Here is a 16,591-nt window from a genome sequence, read left to right on the forward strand (position 1 = left end):
AATGCCTGCTTTGCCGTGGCTGTCCGTCGCTAGCGCTGACCTGTGGATCCCTCGTCATGTCCGGGCGTGTCCCGTTGTTTGGCCCAGAGGGCGATCTGGGTGCGGGAGTTGTAGCCGAGCTTGTTCAGGATGTGCTCGACGTGGCCCTCGGCGGTGCGCTGGGCGATCACCAAGGCAGCCGCGATTTCCTTGTTGCTCATCCCCTGAGCGACCAGGCGCGCTATCTCCGCCTCCCTGCGCGTCAGCGGTGACCACGACGTTTCCTCGCCGGCCGGCTCGTTCGCGGAGTCGGACTCGCCCAAGGCGAAGAAGATCTTCTCGTCGTAGGACAGCCCGGCACCTCGCGTGACAGCCGCTTCGAAGGCTGGCTTGCCGAGAGCCTCACGGACACACGACTCGCATTCTTCGTGTCGGCGAAGGAACTGCCTGTACCTGAACGGCACTATGTGCACCGTCCGCTCCAGGCTCCGTACGATTCCCAGCAGCGTGGCCGCTCGCCGGTGCTGCCCCTGGCCGGCGGCGATCCAGGCCAGCACCGCGATGTTGAACCTGCTGCCGAGCACGTCGTCGATCGAGTGCTGGAACCGCAGGCTCTCCCGCTCCAGCGCGGTCGCGTGCTCCGCGTCGCCCTGGAGCCAGAGCGGAACGCCGAGCACGGTCATCGCGTACGCCCTGACCCATCTGTCGCCGTGCGCCTCGCAGATGGCCACGCATTCCTCGCCGGCGGCGACTGCGGAGGAGACATCGCCCAGCAGGGCGCGTGCCAGGCAGAGCCGGACCAGCGCACGAGTCAGGCCCATCGGGTCGCCGGTGGTGCGGTGGCGGGAGACCGCCTCCTCGTAGAGGGCGACCGCCGACTCGCTGTCCCCGCGGTACATGGCGATCGTCCCGGAGTAGAGCGCGGCGTAGGCCAGCACCGCCTCCAGCCCGAGCTGCTCGCCGACCTCCCGAGCCTGCCGGACCATCGACTCGGCGGTGACGACGTCGGCCTGGGTGTTGGCCAGCCAGGCGTTGACCACCAGGGCCCGGCCTCGAAGCTCGCTCGGCTCGGTGATCGCGGCCAGCCCCTGGTCCAGGCGGTCGCGTCCTTCGCGCAGGTAGTCGCCGGTCTTCCAGTGCTGGACGAGGTCCGTGGCCATGCTCAGACCGGTTTCTGCCTCCTCCGGCGCGGCGAAGCAGTAATCCAGGGCCTGACGGAGATTGGCGTGCTCGATCCGCAACCTGGCGAACCATTCCAGCTGATCCGGGCCGAACGCTTCGGCGCGCGCCTGTGCCGCCAGGTCGCGGTAGTGGTCGCGGTGCCTGCGCCGCAGCGTGGCCTCCTGGCCGGAGGCGAGCAGTTGCTCGCGGCCGTACTCCCGGATCGTCTCCAGCATCCGGTAGCGCATCCCGGTGGGGCTGTCCTCCCTGACCAGCAGGGATTTGTCCACCAGCCCGGTCACCAGGTCGAGGACCTGTTCGCGGGCGATGCCGTCCCCGGAGCACACCGCCTCGGCCGCTTCCAGGTCCAGTCCGCCGGTGAACACCGACGCGCGGGCCCAGAGCAGCTGCTCCGGCTCCGTGCACAGGCCGTGGCTCCAGTCGACGAGCGCACGCAACGTCCGCTGCCGGGGCAGCGTCGCCCGCGGCCCGGTGGTGAGCAGCTGGAAGCGGTTCTCCAGCCGGTCCAGCAGTTGTTCGGGCGACAGCGCCCTCAGCCGTACGGCCGCCAGCTCGATGGCGAGGGGAAGGCCGTCCAGCCGGCGGCAGATCCCCTCCACCATGGTCCTGTTGGTCTCGGTGACCTCGAAGCCGGGCAGCACGGCCGAGGCCCGCTCGGCGAACAGCTGCACCGCCTCCCCTCGGGTCCAGGCCTGCGGCTGAGGATTTTCGGAATCCGGCAAGGACAACGTCGGCACGGCCAGCACGCGTTCGCCGGCGATGCCCAGCGCCTCCCTGCTGGTGGCCAGGATCCGAAGCTCCGGCGCGGAACGCACCAGCGTCGTGGCCAGCACCGCGCACTCCTCCAGCAGGTGCTCGCAGTTGTCCAGGACCACGAGCATCTGCATGTCCCGCACGTGGTCGACGAGCACCTCCACCGGTGGCCGGGAGGAGCGGTTCTGCACATGCAGAGCGCAGAGCAGGGTCTGGGCGAGCAGCTTCGGATCGTCCAGCGTCGCGAGCTCAACCATCCACACACCGTCACGAAAGGCTCGTTGGACCTCAGCGGCCACATGGATCGCGAGCCGGGTCTTGCCGACGCCGCCGACGCCGGTGAGGGTCACCACAGGCGCCGTGCCGAACATCCGCTTGGCTTCGTTCACCTCCGGCCGTCGTCCGACGAAACTGGTCACCTGAGCCGGCAGCCGATCTGGCCTTCGCCGCCTGACACCTTCAGTTGTGCCTGTGTTCATGCGAGCCTCGCGCTGGCCTCGATCCCCAGCAGTCACCACGGCAGGACCGCTACACCCACGCTACGGGGCCGTCCGACCTGGTGTTACATCGGGTAAATACACCGCTGCACGGATGCTAAACACCCGCGAGCTTCCGAACACGATGACGGCCTGCGCGCCGTCCGCCGCTCCCATGGCGACCGCCGGCACGGCCATGGTCAACACGCCATACCTATTGATCAGTTGCTGAGTCGCACATTACCTTCGTCGCAACGTCGATCTTCTCAAACTGGTAAAAGAGGCAGTCATGTCCGTGACCGCTGGTATCCGGAGGGCCCTGGCGCTGGTCGTCGCCCTCGGGCTCACCATGGTGTCCCAGGCGGGCGCCGGCGCGGTGGCCAAGCCCAAACAGCCGAACATCATCTTCTTCCTCGTGGACGACATGTCAGCCGATCTGCTCCAGTACATGGACACCGTCAGCAACCTGGCCAAGCAGGGCACGACGTTCACCGACTACTACGTGTCCAACTCGCTCTGCTGCCCGTCGCGGGCCTCCACGTTCACCGGCCAGTTCCCGCACAACACCGGCGTGGAGACGAACAAGGGGTCCGACGGCGGCGGCTATCAGGCGTTCGAGAAGCACGAGAGTCGCACGTACGCCGTCTCGCTGGATCAGGCCGGCTACCGGACGGGCTACCTGGGCAAGTACATCAACGAGTACCCGGTGGGCCCCGACTACAAGGTGCCGGCCGGGTGGGACGAATGGCACGTGGCCGCGGGCGGCGGCTACAACGAGTTCAGGTACGAGCTCACCCGCTACATCAAGGAGGAGACGGCGGGCGAGAAGCCGCTCGACCCCTCCGGCGGCAAATACCTGGTGGACGTGCTCGGGCAGCGGGCGGCCGACTTCATCGAGCGTTCCCGCGAGCACGCGCCAGGCGAGCCGTTCTTCCTCCAGGTCTCGCCGTTCTCGCCGCATTCCAGGGTCGGCTCCAAGCCGGGCGACAAGGAACCCCGCTTCCCGCCGGCGCGTCGTGACCGGCCGAAGACCAAGTGGCCCGCGGGGCAGTTTCCGCACGGCGACTGCGGCGGGCCTGACTGCAACGGCATCGACGTGACCGCGCTGCCCGCCTTCGACGAGGACACCGCCGACAAGCCGTCCTGGGTGCGGCGCGGAAAGATCGGCCCGAAACTCGTCAAGGAGCTGCGTACGGACTTCCGCGATCGGATCCGCATGGTGCAGTCGGTTGACGACATGGTGGAGCGCGTCATGTCCACCCTGACGGACGAGGAGAAGCGCAACACGTATGTCATCTTCACCAGTGACAACGGCTTCCACCTTGGCCAGCACCGCCTGGTGCGCGGCAAGTCCACCGCCTACGACCATGACGTGCGGGTGCCGCTGCTGGTCAGGCGGCCGGCGGCCGGGCGGCACGGTGACCTCGTGACCGGCGCCATCGCCCAGAACGTGGACCTGTTCGCGACCTTCCTCGACCTGGCGGGTGCCGACCCGGAGGTGCGCGACAGCCGCGACGGGCGCAGCCTGGTGCCCCTCATCCAGGGCCACAAGGTCAAGGGCTGGCGTGACGCGGCGCTGATCGAGCACGTGAAACCGGACCCGGAGGCGCCCGGCGAGCCGGACCCCGACGCCGACAGCCTCAAGGCCGGCAACTCCCAGCCCCCCACCTACACGGCCGTGCGCACCGCGGGCGATCTGTACGTCGAGTACGAGGGCGAGCCGAAGCCCGAGTACTACAACACCGTCACCGACCCCCACCAGGAGAGCAACGACCCGGACAACGCCAGGACTGCCCGACTCGGCAAGGCCCTCGACGGCCTGGAGGGCTGCGGCAAGCCCGGCTCGGTTGACTGCTGGACGGCCGCTCATCTGAGCTGAAGCGGCCGGCCTCGAAGCTCGGGCCCGCACGTGTGTCCGGCTCTCGGACGAGGGGCGTGGGTGTGGCTTCTCAGCAGTTCATGTACTTCCCGCTCGAGAATTCCCGCATGTCCTGCCCTTCCACTGTCCAGCGCCTGCGGACCAATCCGGTCAGGTCCTTGCCGTACACGTGGATCTCGACGGTGTCGGTGTTGGTCAGGTTGTGCATCGAATGGATGTCGTCGTCGGGAATCAGGACGGAGACGGCGCCGCGGTCGTGCCGGTGGTGTTCGACGGGACGTACGGTGTCGTCGCCGTTCAGCTCGTAGCGCCGTTCCTCGATCCGGTTGGAGATCAGCCCGATGGCCCCCCACGTTTCATGCGTATGAGGAGGAGCGACCTCACCGGGAGCCCACACGATCGAACTGATCGTGAACGTGGGTGAACGATGCAGGATGTAACGGCCACGTCCTCCGTGCAGCGCCGACCTCACGGTGAACTCGGCGGGGATGGGGTTGGGCCGGGTGACGAGCTCCTCCAGCAGCGTGCCCACCGTGGTGGCCAGGGCGTCGTCGGGCAGCCGGTCCTTCGCGGTGGTGAGGTCCCGCAGATCATGGATGAACTGGTGCAGAGGCTCCATCATGTCCTCGTCTCGCGTAGTGGTGTTCCGTTGTTGTCGGGAGGGCACGGTCGTGCCGGATGACCGATGAGAGGGGCCGGCATCGCCGCGGTCATGCGGTTGAGCGCTTTTCGCAGGATGCGAGGTGACGTGGCGAAGTTCAGCCGCGCCCACGAGGTGTAGGGAGCGCCGAACTCCTGCCCTGCGTGGAGGGCGACATGGGCGGAACGCAGCAGGAACTCGTGCGCCGAAGTCACGTTCGCCGGCAACCGGGCGAAGTGCAGCCAGGCGAAGTACGTGCCTTCAGGCATGTGCGCACGGACGCTCGGATGATTCGACACCCACTGGAAGACCTGCTGGCGGTTGGCCTCGAGCGTCTCCAGGACGTCGCCCAGCCAGGCGTCCCCTCCGCTCCAGGCGGCCACCGTCGCCGCCGCGGCGAGTCCTGACACCCGGCCCAGAGACCTGTCGGGAAACACCTCGAGAAAGCGCCGGTGCAGAGGCTCGGACCCGAAGTGCATGAGACCGCATCGGAGACCGCCGATGTTGAAGGCCTTGGTCGCCGACTGCAGCGTCACGGTGGGAGCTTCGGAAACGGTCGCGAACACCGTGTGGCGATGAGGGGCGTACACCAGGTCGGCGTGCACCTCGTCGGACACCACGACGATCCCGTGCTCGGCCGCGATGCCGGACACCCGGCGAAGTTCGGCGTCGGTGAAGACGCGACCCGTCGGATTGTGAGGATGGCAGAGCAGCATGAGGGTGACGTCGGGGCGGGCGGCTTGCTGTTCGAGCAGATCGAAGTCGATGACGAACCCGTCAGCCTCCTCCGCCAGCGGCACATCGACCACTTTCCGGCCGCTCACCTCGATGCTTCGCATGAACGGGGGATAGATGGGGCTGAAGATGACAACCCCGTCCCCTGGTTCGCTGAAGGCCATCACCGAGGTCGTCAGGCCCTGCACCAGGTCGGCGAGCACCGCCACCCGGTCGGCGCCGGCCTCCCAGCCGAAGCGGTCGCGCATACGGGCCGCGAATGCCTGCGCGACCCCGCGGTGCTCGGCATCAAGTGGGTAGGTGAACTGTCCTGCTTCCGCTGCCTCCAGCACAGCGGATCTGACGGCCTCCGCGGGCCGGAAATCCATGTCGGCCAGCCACAGCGGCAACACGTCCGGAGGATAGGCGTGCCACTTCTTGCTGATGCGGGCGCGGAGTTCGACCTCCGGGAGGGCCAGTTCCTCAGCCATGACCCTCCCTCACCCTGCGGTGCCCGCCTGTCACGTTCACGATGAGTGCTTTCCTGTCGAGGACTCGGCGTCGGACAGGAGCTCCTCACCGAGGCGTTCCTCCCAGTCGAGGTAGCGCACCATGTCCTCGCGGTTGCGCTCGAGCATCTTGGGTCGCCGGGCGACGAGTTCCGCGTCTTCCTTGGCCTCGGCCAAGGACACGTCAGCTCCATCGAGCCCTTCTTCGACCGGATGGCCGGAGGCGATCCATCGGTTGATGCCACCGCCGAGGACGACGACGTCTTCGTAGCCCATGCTCAGCAGCGTCCTGGCCGCGAGCGTGGAACGGAGCTCCCGGTCGGAGGCGACGGCCAGGGACGTGCCGGGAGACGCGTACGTCTCGATGCGGCGTTCCAGATCCCCCCGGGGAACCCATACGGAGCCGGGGATGTGGCTCAGGGCGTACTCGCTGCTCCGCCTCACATCCACCAGCACCCTGCTGCCTGCCGTCAGATCGGCCTGCAGCCGATCCGCAGCGATCGTGCGGATGTCCGGTCCGGGAAGTGAGAGGTCATCGAGGTAGGCTTGGGGACTGCCGGCGACGACCGCGCCTCCGCCGCGGGACCACTCCCTGATGCCGCCGGTGAGCCACGCGACCCGGCGGTATCCGATCCGCGACAGCAGTCCTGCCCCGATCCTCGCGCGGGTCTCGTCGTTCGAGTAGCACACGAGGAGGGCGTCACGGACACCGATGTGCTCGTCCACCGCGTTGGCAAGCTGGCCTGCCGGGCAGGAAAGAGCGTCGGGGACATGGCCGGCGACGTACTCGTCGACCAGGCGTACGTCGATCATGTAGCAGACGTCGTCGCGCTCGATGAGCTCCATGGCCTCCGACACCTGAAGGGGAAAGGCCCGGGTGCCGTGGACGAAGTCCTCCGCGAACGCGGCCGCCCGTTCCTGACCGTCCTCGGCGGCCGCGGGCGCGGTCCAGGGCCTCGCCTCGACGGAGAGCTCACGACCTGACATCACCCAGGCCATCGTTCCGTTGCGCAGCGCATAGACATTGCTGAATCCGGCCTGCTTCAGCAGGTAGGCGCCGACGATGCTCCGGGTTCGTCCAGCGCAGTGGACGACGATGGGGTGCTCCTTGCCCAGCCCTTCGATGCCGGCCCGGCAGAGAGTGGGGACGAGCTCACCGCCCGGAACGTGGAACGCCCCTGGGATGTGCCCCTTGGCGTACTCGCCGGCCGTGCGGGCGTCGAAGACGAACGTTTCCGTGCGGTCGGCGAGAGCGGCGATCCCGTCGGGATCGAGCTGCTGCACCTGGTCGGTGATCGACAGCCTCTCGCCGAACGTCTTGCCGATGACGTTGACACCGTAGACCGGCGCGTTTCCCTCCTTGGACCAGCGGTTCAACCCGCCCTCCAGGACCCTGACGTCGTCGTGTCCCAGCTCCCGGCAGGTCTGCGCCGCCAGGCGGCTTCGATGGTCATCGTTCGAGTAGAGAACCAGCGGAACGTTCTTCCAGGGCACCAGCCGGCGCAGGCAGATCTCGATGAGACCACGAGGGAGAGGGCAACTGCCCGGTATCTGACCGAGCGCATATTCACCTCGTTCGCGTACGTCCAGCAGCGCGTGAGCCTTTCCCGCGTCACGCCACCGCTTGATCTCGTCGTACGCGATGAAGGATTCAGAGGTCATGAGGCACCTGTCTTTCACAGGGAAGGGGGGCGTGCGCCCCAGGGGGAGGACGATGGGCGTGCACGGCCGGGACGCGTTCCTGGTAGAGGCGTACTTCGACGCTCACCAGCTGCCCGGTGCACCCCTGTGCGAGCCGGGATGTGCCGCGGTCCCTGGTCAGGGTGTTCACGTTCCCGTGGCGACATGGGGAATCGACGTCGCGCGGGTCCAGCGGGTCGTACCACGCGCCCGTGGCGAGCTGCACACAGCCCGGTTTGATGTCGGAGCTGAGGACGGCGCCCGCGAGGCAACTTCCCTGCTCACTCGTGATGAGCACGACGCGGCCCGGCGCGATCCCGCGTGCGACCGCGTCGTCCGGGTGCATCAGCAGCGGTTCCCGTCCATGGATTTTGCTGCTCTGGCTGGTGGCGCCCATGTCCAGCTGGCTGTGGAGCCGGTGCGCCGGCTGGGACGCGAGGAGCGTGAGCGGATGGGCGTCGGTGGGCCCGGCGGCCGGCGGCAGCCAGCTGGGATGACCTGGACAGTCGTCATAACCGAACGAGCTGACGGTGGCCGAGGTGAGCTCGATGCGCCCGCTGGGCGTCCTGAGCGGCGCGTTCTCCGGATCCTGTACGAAGTCGTACAGCATGACCTGATCGTTCGGGGCGCTCGGCAACTCGACGTGCCCGGCGGACCAGAAGCCGTCGAACGACGGGAGATCGACGCCGTCGGACGAGGACCGGCTCCGCCAGGTTTCGTACAGCCGGCGCAGCCAGGCGTGCTCGGAGTCGCCCTCGCTGAAGAAGGAGCCGACGTCCAGCGCGTCCGCCAGCTCGCTGAACGTCTCGTAGTCGGTTCTCACGTCGCCGGGAGGATCACACACCTGACGCATGGCGATGAGACAGGGGTCGCCGCGTGAGGCGCCGAGGTCGGACCGCTCCAGGAACGTGGCCGAGGGAACGACGATGTCGGCGTGCCTGGCGGTCGCCGTCCAGTACGGTTCGTGAACCACCACCGTGTCCGGCGCGGCCATGGCCCGGCGCAGCCGGCCGATGTCCTGATGGTGATGGAACGGGTTGCCTCCGCACCAGTAGACGAGCCGTGTATGCGGGTATCGGTAGGTGCCGCCGTTGTATGCGAAGGGCGCACCGGGGTTGAGGAGCATGTCGGAGATCCGCGCGACGGGGATGAAGGCGTCGACGGGGTTGTCCCCCTGCGGAAGGGTGGGCAGTTGGCCCGAAACCTTCGGAAGACCCACGTCGCCCATGGATCCGTAGCCGTGTCCGAAGCCGCCTCCCGGGGTGCCGATCTGACCGAGGACGGCTGCCAGCGCGATGGCCGCCCAGGGCGGTTGTTCCCCATGCTCGGCGCGCTGCAGTGACCAGGTGACGGAGACGAAGGTGCGGTTCGCCGCCATCTGCGTGGCCAGCGAGCAGATGTCGCCGGCGGCGACCCCGGTGATGCCCTCGGCCCAGGCGGGATCTTTCCTCACACCGTCCGTGTGCCCGAGGATGTAGGCCTCGAGCTGCCCGTATCCGGTGCAGCGGGTGTTGAGGAACTCGGTGTCGTGCAGATGGCTGGTGATCAGCACCCAGGCGAGTGCCAGCATCATCGCGACATCCGTGCCGGGATTGATCGGGCACCAGCGAACGCCACGCCCGTCGGGGCAGTCCGTCCTCACCGGACTCACCACGACGATCGAGGTGCCGTTGTCGATGAGCTGCCGGAGAGCGGCTTCGCTCCGATGCCTGGTGATCCCCCCGGGGGCGACCTGCATGTTCTTGACCGGCAACCCGCCGAAGGCGAGGATCATGGTGGTGTGCTCGGCGAGGACCGACCAGCTGGTCAGGCCGTGGACCGCGGCCACGTCCTGGCCGAGCACGTGAGGCAGGATCACGCTTGAGGCGCCGGTGCTGTAGGTGTTGACCGACCTGGTGAAACCGCCGATGGTGTTGAGGAAGCGGTGCACCTGGCTCTGCGGATGATGGAAACGGCCCGCACTTCCCCATCCGTAGGAACCGCCGAAGATGGCGGCGTTGCCGTACTCCGTGATGACGCGTTCGAGCTCGGTCGCCAGGATCGCGGTGAGGTCCGGCCAGTCCACGCGAACGAACTCGTCTTGTCCCCGTGCGCTGCTGGGTCCCGGTCCGTCCGCCAACCACCCTCGTCGCACCATCGGCTGCAGGACCCTCGCGGGATGGTTGTGCGCCCCGCTCAGGTTGCCCAGGAGGGGGGAGGGCCGCGCATCCAGCTCGTGCGGGGTGACGGCGAGGCCGTCGCCGCTGATCCTTGCCCGGAAGGCGCCCCAGTGGGAGCTGCTCTGCCGGCCCGCGCCGGCGGTCATGTCCTCAGCCCTTCCAACGACGGGCGATGACGATGCCACCCGGTTGTTGTCTGCAGGGCCATGGCGATCCTGAGGACGTCCAGATCCCGGCCCGGGGCTGCCGCGATCTGGAGTCCGACCGGCAGGCCGTCGCTCGCCATTCCGCAGGGAACGGAGATCGCCGGCTGGCCGGTGACGTTGTAGCAGTAGGTGTTCGCCAGCAGCGCGGCCTGCATCTCGGCTGCCCGCGCGAGGTGGCACTCGTCGACCAGGGGAGCGGTGACGGGGACCGTCGGACCGATGACGGCGTCGAACCGGCTCTGGCTCTCCAGCATCCTCGCCGCGAGTTCTCTGCGATCGTCCTTGGCCGCGCGGTATCGCCGGCCGGACACCGTGAGCCCGGTCTCCAGACGTGCCCTGACATCGTCCCCGTAGTCGTCGCCACGGTCCCGCAGCCAGCGACGATGCACCTGAGCTGCTTCGAACGCGACGATGGTGCCCGTGCTGAGCCGGGCGTCCTCCTCGCAGGCGAGCTCGAAGGGTTCCACCGTCGCACCCAACGCTTCGACGGCGTCGAGCGCGCGGCGGAAGGCGTCGCTGACAGCCGGCGAGGACCGGGAGACATGCGACATCACGACGCCCAGGTGGGCTCCGCGCAACGACAGGCGCCCAGGGTCGTCGTGTTCGGGAGCGCTGTGCAGGATCAGGCTCTGGAAGATGCGGGCGCAGCCGTCGGCCGTGCGGCTGAGCACGCCGACGGTGTCGCAGGAGGGACTGAGCGGGAAAACCTTGGCGGTGGGTATCCGGCCCAGGGTCGGCTTGAAGCCCGTGACGCCGGTGAGGGCCGCCGGTATGCGTACGGATCCTCCGGTGTCGGTGCCGAGTGACGCGCCGCAGGAACCGATGGCCACGGACACGGCGCTTCCGCCGCTCGATCCGCCACAGATGTGGCGGCGGTCCCAGGGATTGCGCGTGGTCTGGGCCTTGTGATTGACGTTGGTGGCGCCGTAGGCGAATTCGTGCATGTTGGTCTTCCCGATGTGCACGGCTCCGGACAGCTCCACGCGCCGCCAGCATTCGGCGTTGTCGGTGGCTCGCTCGTTCAGCCACGATGATCCGGCCGTGGTCTGCAGTCCTGCGACGTCGATGTTGTCCTTGACGCTCACGCCGATGCCTGCCAACGGCCTGAACACGCCCCTCCGGAACTCGTCCGTGACGAGTCGGGCGACGTTGTGCACCCGGTCCTCGCTGACTGACACGAAGGCGCCCAGTGCCGGTTCCCAGCGGTTGATCGCCTCCACGTAGCCGGCGGCCACCTCGTGGGGCGACAGCTCTCTCCGGTGGAGGGCGGCCCAGGTCTCTTCCAGGGTCAGATCGGCCGGTGACGTCGCCATCTACGTCACCTCGTCGAGGACGGCGGCCGCGATCCCTCGCGGGCTGCCACCGTTGATCGGCATGATGTCCATCGGGCACACGGACAGGAACGCGACGAGATCTCTGTCCGCCCGCAGATCGACGTAGGAGCCGGCCGGCGCGGAGGATTCCCGGAACGTTATGTGCCCGTCGGGGTCGACCGGGGAGTTCTGAAAGAGATTGAGCGGATCAGGCAGCAGCGCAGCAGGTGCATGGCCGGCCGCGCGCAGGGCCGACCTGAGGTTGTCGGCGCAGTTGCGATGCCCCGGAGCGTTGAGTTGCTGATAGCGCCATCGGTCGCATGGGGGCATGGTCATGTCGTGGATGCCGGGCGACGTGTCGGCGACCATCGTGATCAGCGGAACGCGCCGGCAGGTGACGAAGGCGCTCCCCACTCCTGGCCGGATCGTTCGCAGCGCCGCGCGGGAGTGGCTCATGCAGACGTGCTCGGTCCAGTCGTCCGCGGTGAAGAACCACGCGTCGACGACCTGCCCGCCGAGCGAGTTGATCACACGCAGTGTCTCTCCCGCAGCGACGCGAAAGGTCCCGATCTCGGCTGCTTCGACCTGCTGACTCTGCCTGCTCATGACGACTTCCGGGATGCCGAGGTCAGATCGACGTCGCTCCACTCGGTGGCGACGAATGCCACGCGATCACCGGAGTGCACGACGGGGTCACGCCGGATGCCGATCACGAGCGCCGGCGACGGCATACCGATCGATGCCACGACGTCACCGAAGGCGTTGCGGACCTCGCCGAGCGGTTGTCCCGCCGCGGCCACCTCGCCGGGAGCGACGAGCGCGTGAAAGAAGCCCCCGTCAGTGGTGGTGACGTGTGTACGCCGAGTGGCCCGGCATATGGAGGACGGCCAGGCGAAGGGGTTTCCCTTCGCGGTGCCGATCGCCGTGGCGAGGCGGACGAGACCGGCGACGGCTCTGTCCACGGCCTCACGGTCGAGCCGGCCTCCCGCGCCCGCCTCCAGCATGAAGGCCCGCTTGCCCAGCTCCATCATCTGGTAGTCCAGCGCCCCGGCGATGTGACCGGGCAGTTCGCCCGGACCCGAGACGTCCATGCGGCAGGCCACCCGTGGATCGAGCAAGGAGATCATGGACAGAAGGTCGTGCTCGTGGGCTTCTCGGGGATGCAACTTGTAGACGGCGTAGTTGCAGGCATCGAGAAAGGGGCCCATGGTGTGGATGTTGACCACCACGTCGGCCAGCGGTGCGAACTCCTCGAAGAGGCGATGGGCGAGCCGCTGCGTGCCGAGGAAGTCAGCCCTTCCGGGGAAGCTCTGATCGAGATCCACTCCGTCGAAGGGGGAATGTTTGCGCCGGTAGTCGAAGGCCAGGGGGTTGGCGACGGGCGTCACGATGACGTTGCCGTACAGGGGAAGCGATGAGATGGAACGGAAGAACTCCGTCGCGACGATCGCCGCCTGCGACTCGTCACCATGGACTGCCGCATTGACCCACAGGCAAGGGCCGTCGCCCTTACCGCGGGCGATCATGTAGGGAATGCCGATCGTGTTGCCGCTGGCCAATCGGCCGGCCTCGACCAGGCCTCGGCCGGTGTCGCCGACGATCGTACGGCTCAGGTGGTCAGTTACCGTCGTCGTCATGACGTCTCCTGTCGGGTTCGGGTCCGGGGGCGGGGGCGTCAGGCCGGCCTCCGAGAAAGACGTGCTTCATCTCCGGATCGCTGAGGACTTCCTCGGCCGGGCCGTGCCGGTGGATACGACCGTCAACCATGACGACGGCGACGTCCGAGGCGGAGAGACCTTCGATCACGTTCTGCTCCACCATGACGACGGACACGCCAAGGGCGGCGATCTCCTTCAGCTCGTCGAAGATCTGGCACCGCGCCTTGGGGGAGAGCCCGAGCGACGGCTCGTCGATGAGCAGCACGCGTGGACGCGCCATCATCGCCATGGCGATCTCCAGGAGCTGCTGCTGCCCGCCACTGAGATTTCCGGCCGGCCGCGTCCGCTGGGCGGCGAGGGCGGGGAAATGGTCCAGCGATTCGTCGACCGCGACCGCACGGCTGCCGCGTGGCAGCGTGTAGACGCCCAGCTGCAGGTTTTCCTGCACCGTCATGCGCGGGAAGTTGCAGCGTCCCTGAGGAACCAGGCTGATGCCGGCCTGCATGCGGCTCCAGGCGGGCAACGTGGTGATGTCGCGATCGCCGATGCGGATGGACCCCTTGCACCACTTGGTCAACCCGTAGATGCCTTTGAGCAGGGAAGACTTTCCTGCGCCGTTGGGGCCCACGATCGTCGTGAGGCATCCGCTGGCGAATCCATAGGTCAGGTCGTTCACGATGGGCACACCGGACAGGTATCCGGCGGAGAACGCCGAGACGCTCAGATGCCGATCAGCCGGCATGACCGTCCCCCTTTCTGCCGAGGAAGGCTTCGTACACGGCCGGGTCGTCCCAGATGACCGAGGGCGGTCCCGCGGCGAGCTTCTTGCCCGCGTCCAGCACCACGACTTCGGAGCAGCAGGAGGTGATGAACTCGACGTTGTGCTCGATGATGAGAAACGTCTGGCCCTCGCTGTTGGCCTGCAGAATGGCCTCGCGGATCAAGTCGATGATCCGCGGATTCACTCCCGCCAGGGGTTCGTCGAGCAGGGCGATCCGGGGCCGGGTCACGAGCGCCGCGGCCAGGGCGAGCAGTTTCTTCTGGCCGTAGGACAGGATGCCGGCAGGCGCTGAACGAAGCTGCTCCAGCCCGAATTTGACCAGCCAGGACGTCGCTCGGCTCATGTCCGACGAGCGCCTGCGAGCGCTTCCTGAACGCCCTGTCCTGTCCAACCCGCGCAGCGAAAGACTCAGGTGATCGTCCAAGGTGAGCTGGTCGTACAGTTTCACGGTCTGGAACGTCCGCACCAGGCCGGCCCTGGCGATGACGTGCGGCGCCTTGCCGAAGATGGACTCCCCGTCCAGCAGGATCTGTCCACTGTCGGGTTGGACGAAGCCGGTCACGCAGTCAAGGGCCGTCGACTTACCCGATCCGTTCGGGCCGATGAGGCCGAGCACCGTTCCCGCGTTGAGTGCGAAATCGACATCTGACAGTGCCGCGACGCCCATGAACGACTTCCCCAGGCCGGTGACCCGCAGGGCTGGAGGGGCAGTGCCCCCGGGGGCGGTCATCACGAGGGACCACCTCTCATGCCACGCAGTTGTCTGTTCATCGCTCGTGCACGGAGGAATCCACCGACACCCTGCGGGACGAAGAGCAGTCCGAGCACCAGCAGCGCGCCGTAAACGATGAGGCGGGCCTCGTCCGCCATGCGCAGCACCTCGGGAAGGACGGCGAAGAGCACGGCGCTGTAGGCGACCGGCCAGAAGGTTCCGGCACCTCCGAGGATCACGATGATGAGCATCACCTGCATGAGGTAGAAGTCGAAGATGGACGGGTCGATGGTGGTCAGCCGGAATGCGTGGAGCGCTCCTGCCATCCCGGTGACGAACGCGCAGAAGGTGAAGACGGCGAGCTTGTACGTGTTCGTCGCGTAGCCCTGTGACTTGGCCAGCGGCTCGTTGTCGCGGATGGCGATCATCACGCTGCCCGCGGCGGATCTGACCAGGCGTTGCATGGCCCACAAGGCGAGCACGGTGAAGCCGGCCAGCAGGTAGTAGTAGCTTCGTGGCGTGTCCGCGGTCAGCTCGACGGAGCCCAGGGACAATGACGGGGCAGGCAGTCCGAACATGCCCTGCCTTCCGCCGGTCACGCTGGTCCACTCTGCCGCGACGATCGCGCAGAGCAAGGTGAAGCTCAGCGTGATGATGGCGAATGCGCCTTCCGACAGGCGCACGGTGACGGCTCCGACCGCCGCGGCGACCAGGGCGGCCACTCCGCCGCCGGCGAGAAAGGCCGCGGGTTGCCACAGGTCGGTGTGGGTCACCAGCCAGCTGGTGGCGTAACCACCGATGCCGACGAAGGCGACCTGCGCGAAGGAGAGCATTCCCACGTAGCCGTACAGAAGGTTGAAGGCCGTTCCCAGCACCATGAAGGTCAGTGCGAGGTTGGCGACGTCGAGGAAATAGTCGTCGGTCACCACGGCGGGTGCCAGCGCGATGGCGGCGGCTGTGGGAAGCAGCGGATTGAGGTGCCGGCCTCCCAGCCATTTCGTCAGATGAGACGAGGGCTTGCCCGACATCGCGTCACCTGTTCCGGCCGGATCATGCACTTTCAGGTCCGCCGTCATACTCGTACCTCTGTCGAGAACAGGCCCTGCGGCCTCACCAACATAATTGCGATCATGAACAGGAAGACGCTGACACTCTGGGTCATGGCGGATCCGTAACCTCCGGCGAAGCTTTCGAGCATGCCGACGAGATAGGAAACGATCACTGCTCCGGGCACGCTGCCCAGGCCACCGATGACGACGATGGCGAAGACCTTGAAGACGATCGTGATGCCCATTTGCGGGCTGACCGTGAAGACGGGCGTCAAGGTCGCGCCGGCGATGCCCGCCAGGCCGACACCCAGCGCCATCGCCAGCCGGCCGATCCGCTCCGGAGAGATTCCCACGACCATCGCTGCCGTGGGGTTCTGCGAGACGCCGCGCATGGCCCGGCCCACCTGCGTCCGGCTGAGCAGCAGGTAGAGCGCCCCGAGCGTGACGACTGCCACGACGACGATGAAGGCGCGTCCGATCGGGATGATCACGTCTCCCAGCACGAGGTGACCTTGCGGCCTGCTGTCCTCGGGCAACTGCCGTGGCCCGGCGCCCCAGAGCAGGATCGCGCCGTTCTGGATGATCATGGCCAGGCCCAGGGTCAGCAGCATGGTCCTGGAGAATGCTCCGTCAGGGGGAAGGCGACGAAGCAAGCCTTCCTGCATGACGATGCCGATGATCGCCATGGTTGCCGCGGTGAGCAGGATGCCCAGCCAGTAGCCGGCGAGCGGGATGAAGAAGTAGGCGGCGAACGCCCCCAGCATGTACAACGCCCCATGGGCGAAGTTCACAACGTTGAGAACTCCGAATATGACGGCCAAGCCTGCGGCGAGCAGCGCATAGCTGGACCCCAGCACCACGCCGTTGGCGATGAGTTCCCCGGTGTACGTCGCGTCCACGC

Annotated in this window: 13 protein-coding genes; 1 reads left to right on the forward strand and 12 read right to left on the reverse strand. The window is 67.4% G+C overall.

Annotated features, from left to right (window positions below; genetic code table 11):
- Positions 1 to 29 precede the first annotated feature (29 nt).
- The gene (locus ACZ6SA_RS18385; RefSeq protein ID WP_465829129.1) at positions 30 to 2,303 is read right to left on the reverse strand and encodes an ATP-binding protein; all 2,274 of its coding nucleotides are present in this window, start codon (positions 2,301 to 2,303) and stop codon (positions 30 to 32) included.
- Positions 2,304 to 2,679: 376 nt separating this feature from the next.
- On the opposite strand from ACZ6SA_RS18385, the gene ACZ6SA_RS18390 reads away from it, so the two are divergent.
- On the forward strand, positions 2,680 to 4,269 hold the full coding sequence (locus tag ACZ6SA_RS18390) for a sulfatase family protein (protein ID WP_465829131.1): 1,590 nt from the start codon (positions 2,680 to 2,682) through the stop codon (positions 4,267 to 4,269).
- 70 nt (positions 4,270 to 4,339) lie between these two features.
- On the opposite strand, the gene ACZ6SA_RS18395 is transcribed toward ACZ6SA_RS18390, so the two are convergent.
- From ACZ6SA_RS18395 to ACZ6SA_RS18445, 11 genes are read right to left on the reverse strand one after another with little or no spacing between them, the layout of a single operon-like run.
- Positions 4,340 to 4,891 carry a cysteine dioxygenase family protein gene (locus ACZ6SA_RS18395; protein ID WP_443153691.1) on the reverse strand — a complete coding sequence of 184 codons (552 nt, stop codon included), beginning with the start codon at positions 4,889 to 4,891 and terminating at the stop codon, positions 4,340 to 4,342.
- The gene (locus ACZ6SA_RS18400) at positions 4,888 to 6,114 is read right to left on the reverse strand and encodes a MalY/PatB family protein (RefSeq protein ID WP_465829133.1); all 1,227 of its coding nucleotides are present in this window, start codon (positions 6,112 to 6,114) and stop codon (positions 4,888 to 4,890) included. Before ACZ6SA_RS18400 ends, ACZ6SA_RS18395 begins: the two co-directional genes overlap by 4 nt.
- 36 nt (positions 6,115 to 6,150) lie before the next feature.
- Positions 6,151 to 7,794: a rhodanese-like domain-containing protein gene (locus ACZ6SA_RS18405; protein ID WP_465829135.1), complete on the reverse strand. Its 1,644-nt coding sequence runs from the start codon at positions 7,792 to 7,794 to the stop codon at positions 6,151 to 6,153.
- A complete protein-coding gene (locus ACZ6SA_RS18410; protein ID WP_465829137.1) occupies positions 7,784 to 10,117 on the reverse strand; it encodes a molybdopterin-dependent oxidoreductase in 2,334 nt (777 codons plus the stop codon). Before ACZ6SA_RS18410 ends, ACZ6SA_RS18405 begins: the two co-directional genes overlap by 11 nt.
- Positions 10,114 to 11,490, reverse strand: a complete 1,377-nt coding sequence (locus tag ACZ6SA_RS18415) for an amidase (RefSeq protein ID WP_347648048.1) — start codon at positions 11,488 to 11,490, stop codon at positions 10,114 to 10,116. The genes ACZ6SA_RS18410 and ACZ6SA_RS18415 overlap by 4 nt, the downstream gene beginning before the upstream one ends.
- Complete coding sequence (locus tag ACZ6SA_RS18420) at positions 11,491 to 12,096, reverse strand: DUF1989 domain-containing protein (protein ID WP_465829139.1); 606 nt, start codon at positions 12,094 to 12,096, stop codon at positions 11,491 to 11,493.
- Positions 12,093 to 13,127 carry a M14 family metallopeptidase gene (locus ACZ6SA_RS18425; RefSeq protein ID WP_465829141.1) on the reverse strand — a complete coding sequence of 345 codons (1,035 nt, stop codon included), beginning with the start codon at positions 13,125 to 13,127 and terminating at the stop codon, positions 12,093 to 12,095. Before ACZ6SA_RS18425 ends, ACZ6SA_RS18420 begins: the two co-directional genes overlap by 4 nt.
- Positions 13,108 to 13,824 (reverse strand): branched-chain amino acid ABC transporter ATP-binding protein, encoded by a 717-nt coding sequence (locus ACZ6SA_RS18430; protein WP_465829143.1) that lies wholly within the window; start codon positions 13,822 to 13,824, stop codon positions 13,108 to 13,110. The genes ACZ6SA_RS18425 and ACZ6SA_RS18430 overlap by 20 nt, the downstream gene beginning before the upstream one ends.
- Before the next feature lie 55 nt (positions 13,825 to 13,879).
- Positions 13,880 to 14,659: an ABC transporter ATP-binding protein gene (locus tag ACZ6SA_RS18435; RefSeq protein WP_443153727.1), complete on the reverse strand. Its 780-nt coding sequence runs from the start codon at positions 14,657 to 14,659 to the stop codon at positions 13,880 to 13,882.
- Positions 14,659 to 15,717: a branched-chain amino acid ABC transporter permease gene (locus ACZ6SA_RS18440; RefSeq protein WP_465829145.1), complete on the reverse strand. Its 1,059-nt coding sequence runs from the start codon at positions 15,715 to 15,717 to the stop codon at positions 14,659 to 14,661. The genes ACZ6SA_RS18435 and ACZ6SA_RS18440 overlap by 1 nt, the downstream gene beginning before the upstream one ends.
- The gene (locus ACZ6SA_RS18445) at positions 15,714 to 16,589 is read right to left on the reverse strand and encodes a branched-chain amino acid ABC transporter permease (RefSeq protein WP_347648043.1); all 876 of its coding nucleotides are present in this window, start codon (positions 16,587 to 16,589) and stop codon (positions 15,714 to 15,716) included. Before ACZ6SA_RS18445 ends, ACZ6SA_RS18440 begins: the two co-directional genes overlap by 4 nt.
- Positions 16,590 to 16,591: the final 2 nt, after the last annotated feature.

The organism is Nonomuraea sp. NPDC049378 (assembly GCF_055586745.1).

Coding starts and splice junctions, on each gene's coding strand:
- ACZ6SA_RS18405 (WP_465829135.1), bottom strand. CDS start 7,794: ATGACCTCTGAATCCTTCATCGCGTACGACGAGATCAAGCGGTGGCGT.
- ACZ6SA_RS18435 (WP_443153727.1), bottom strand. CDS start 14,659: ATGACCGCCCCCGGGGGCACTGCCCCTCCAGCCCTGCGGGTCACCGGC.
- ACZ6SA_RS18440 (WP_465829145.1), bottom strand. CDS start 15,717: ATGACGGCGGACCTGAAAGTGCATGATCCGGCCGGAACAGGTGACGCG.
- ACZ6SA_RS18410 (WP_465829137.1), bottom strand. CDS start 10,117: ATGACCGCCGGCGCGGGCCGGCAGAGCAGCTCCCACTGGGGCGCCTTC.
- ACZ6SA_RS18415 (WP_347648048.1), bottom strand. CDS start 11,490: ATGGCGACGTCACCGGCCGATCTGACCCTGGAAGAGACCTGGGCCGCC.
- ACZ6SA_RS18420 (WP_465829139.1), bottom strand. CDS start 12,096: ATGAGCAGGCAGAGTCAGCAGGTCGAAGCAGCCGAGATCGGGACCTTT.
- ACZ6SA_RS18400 (WP_465829133.1), bottom strand. CDS start 6,114: ATGGCTGAGGAACTGGCCCTCCCGGAGGTCGAACTCCGCGCCCGCATC.
- ACZ6SA_RS18425 (WP_465829141.1), bottom strand. CDS start 13,127: ATGACGACGACGGTAACTGACCACCTGAGCCGTACGATCGTCGGCGAC.
- ACZ6SA_RS18390 (WP_465829131.1), top strand. CDS start 2,680: ATGTCCGTGACCGCTGGTATCCGGAGGGCCCTGGCGCTGGTCGTCGCC.
- ACZ6SA_RS18395 (WP_443153691.1), bottom strand. CDS start 4,891: ATGATGGAGCCTCTGCACCAGTTCATCCATGATCTGCGGGACCTCACC.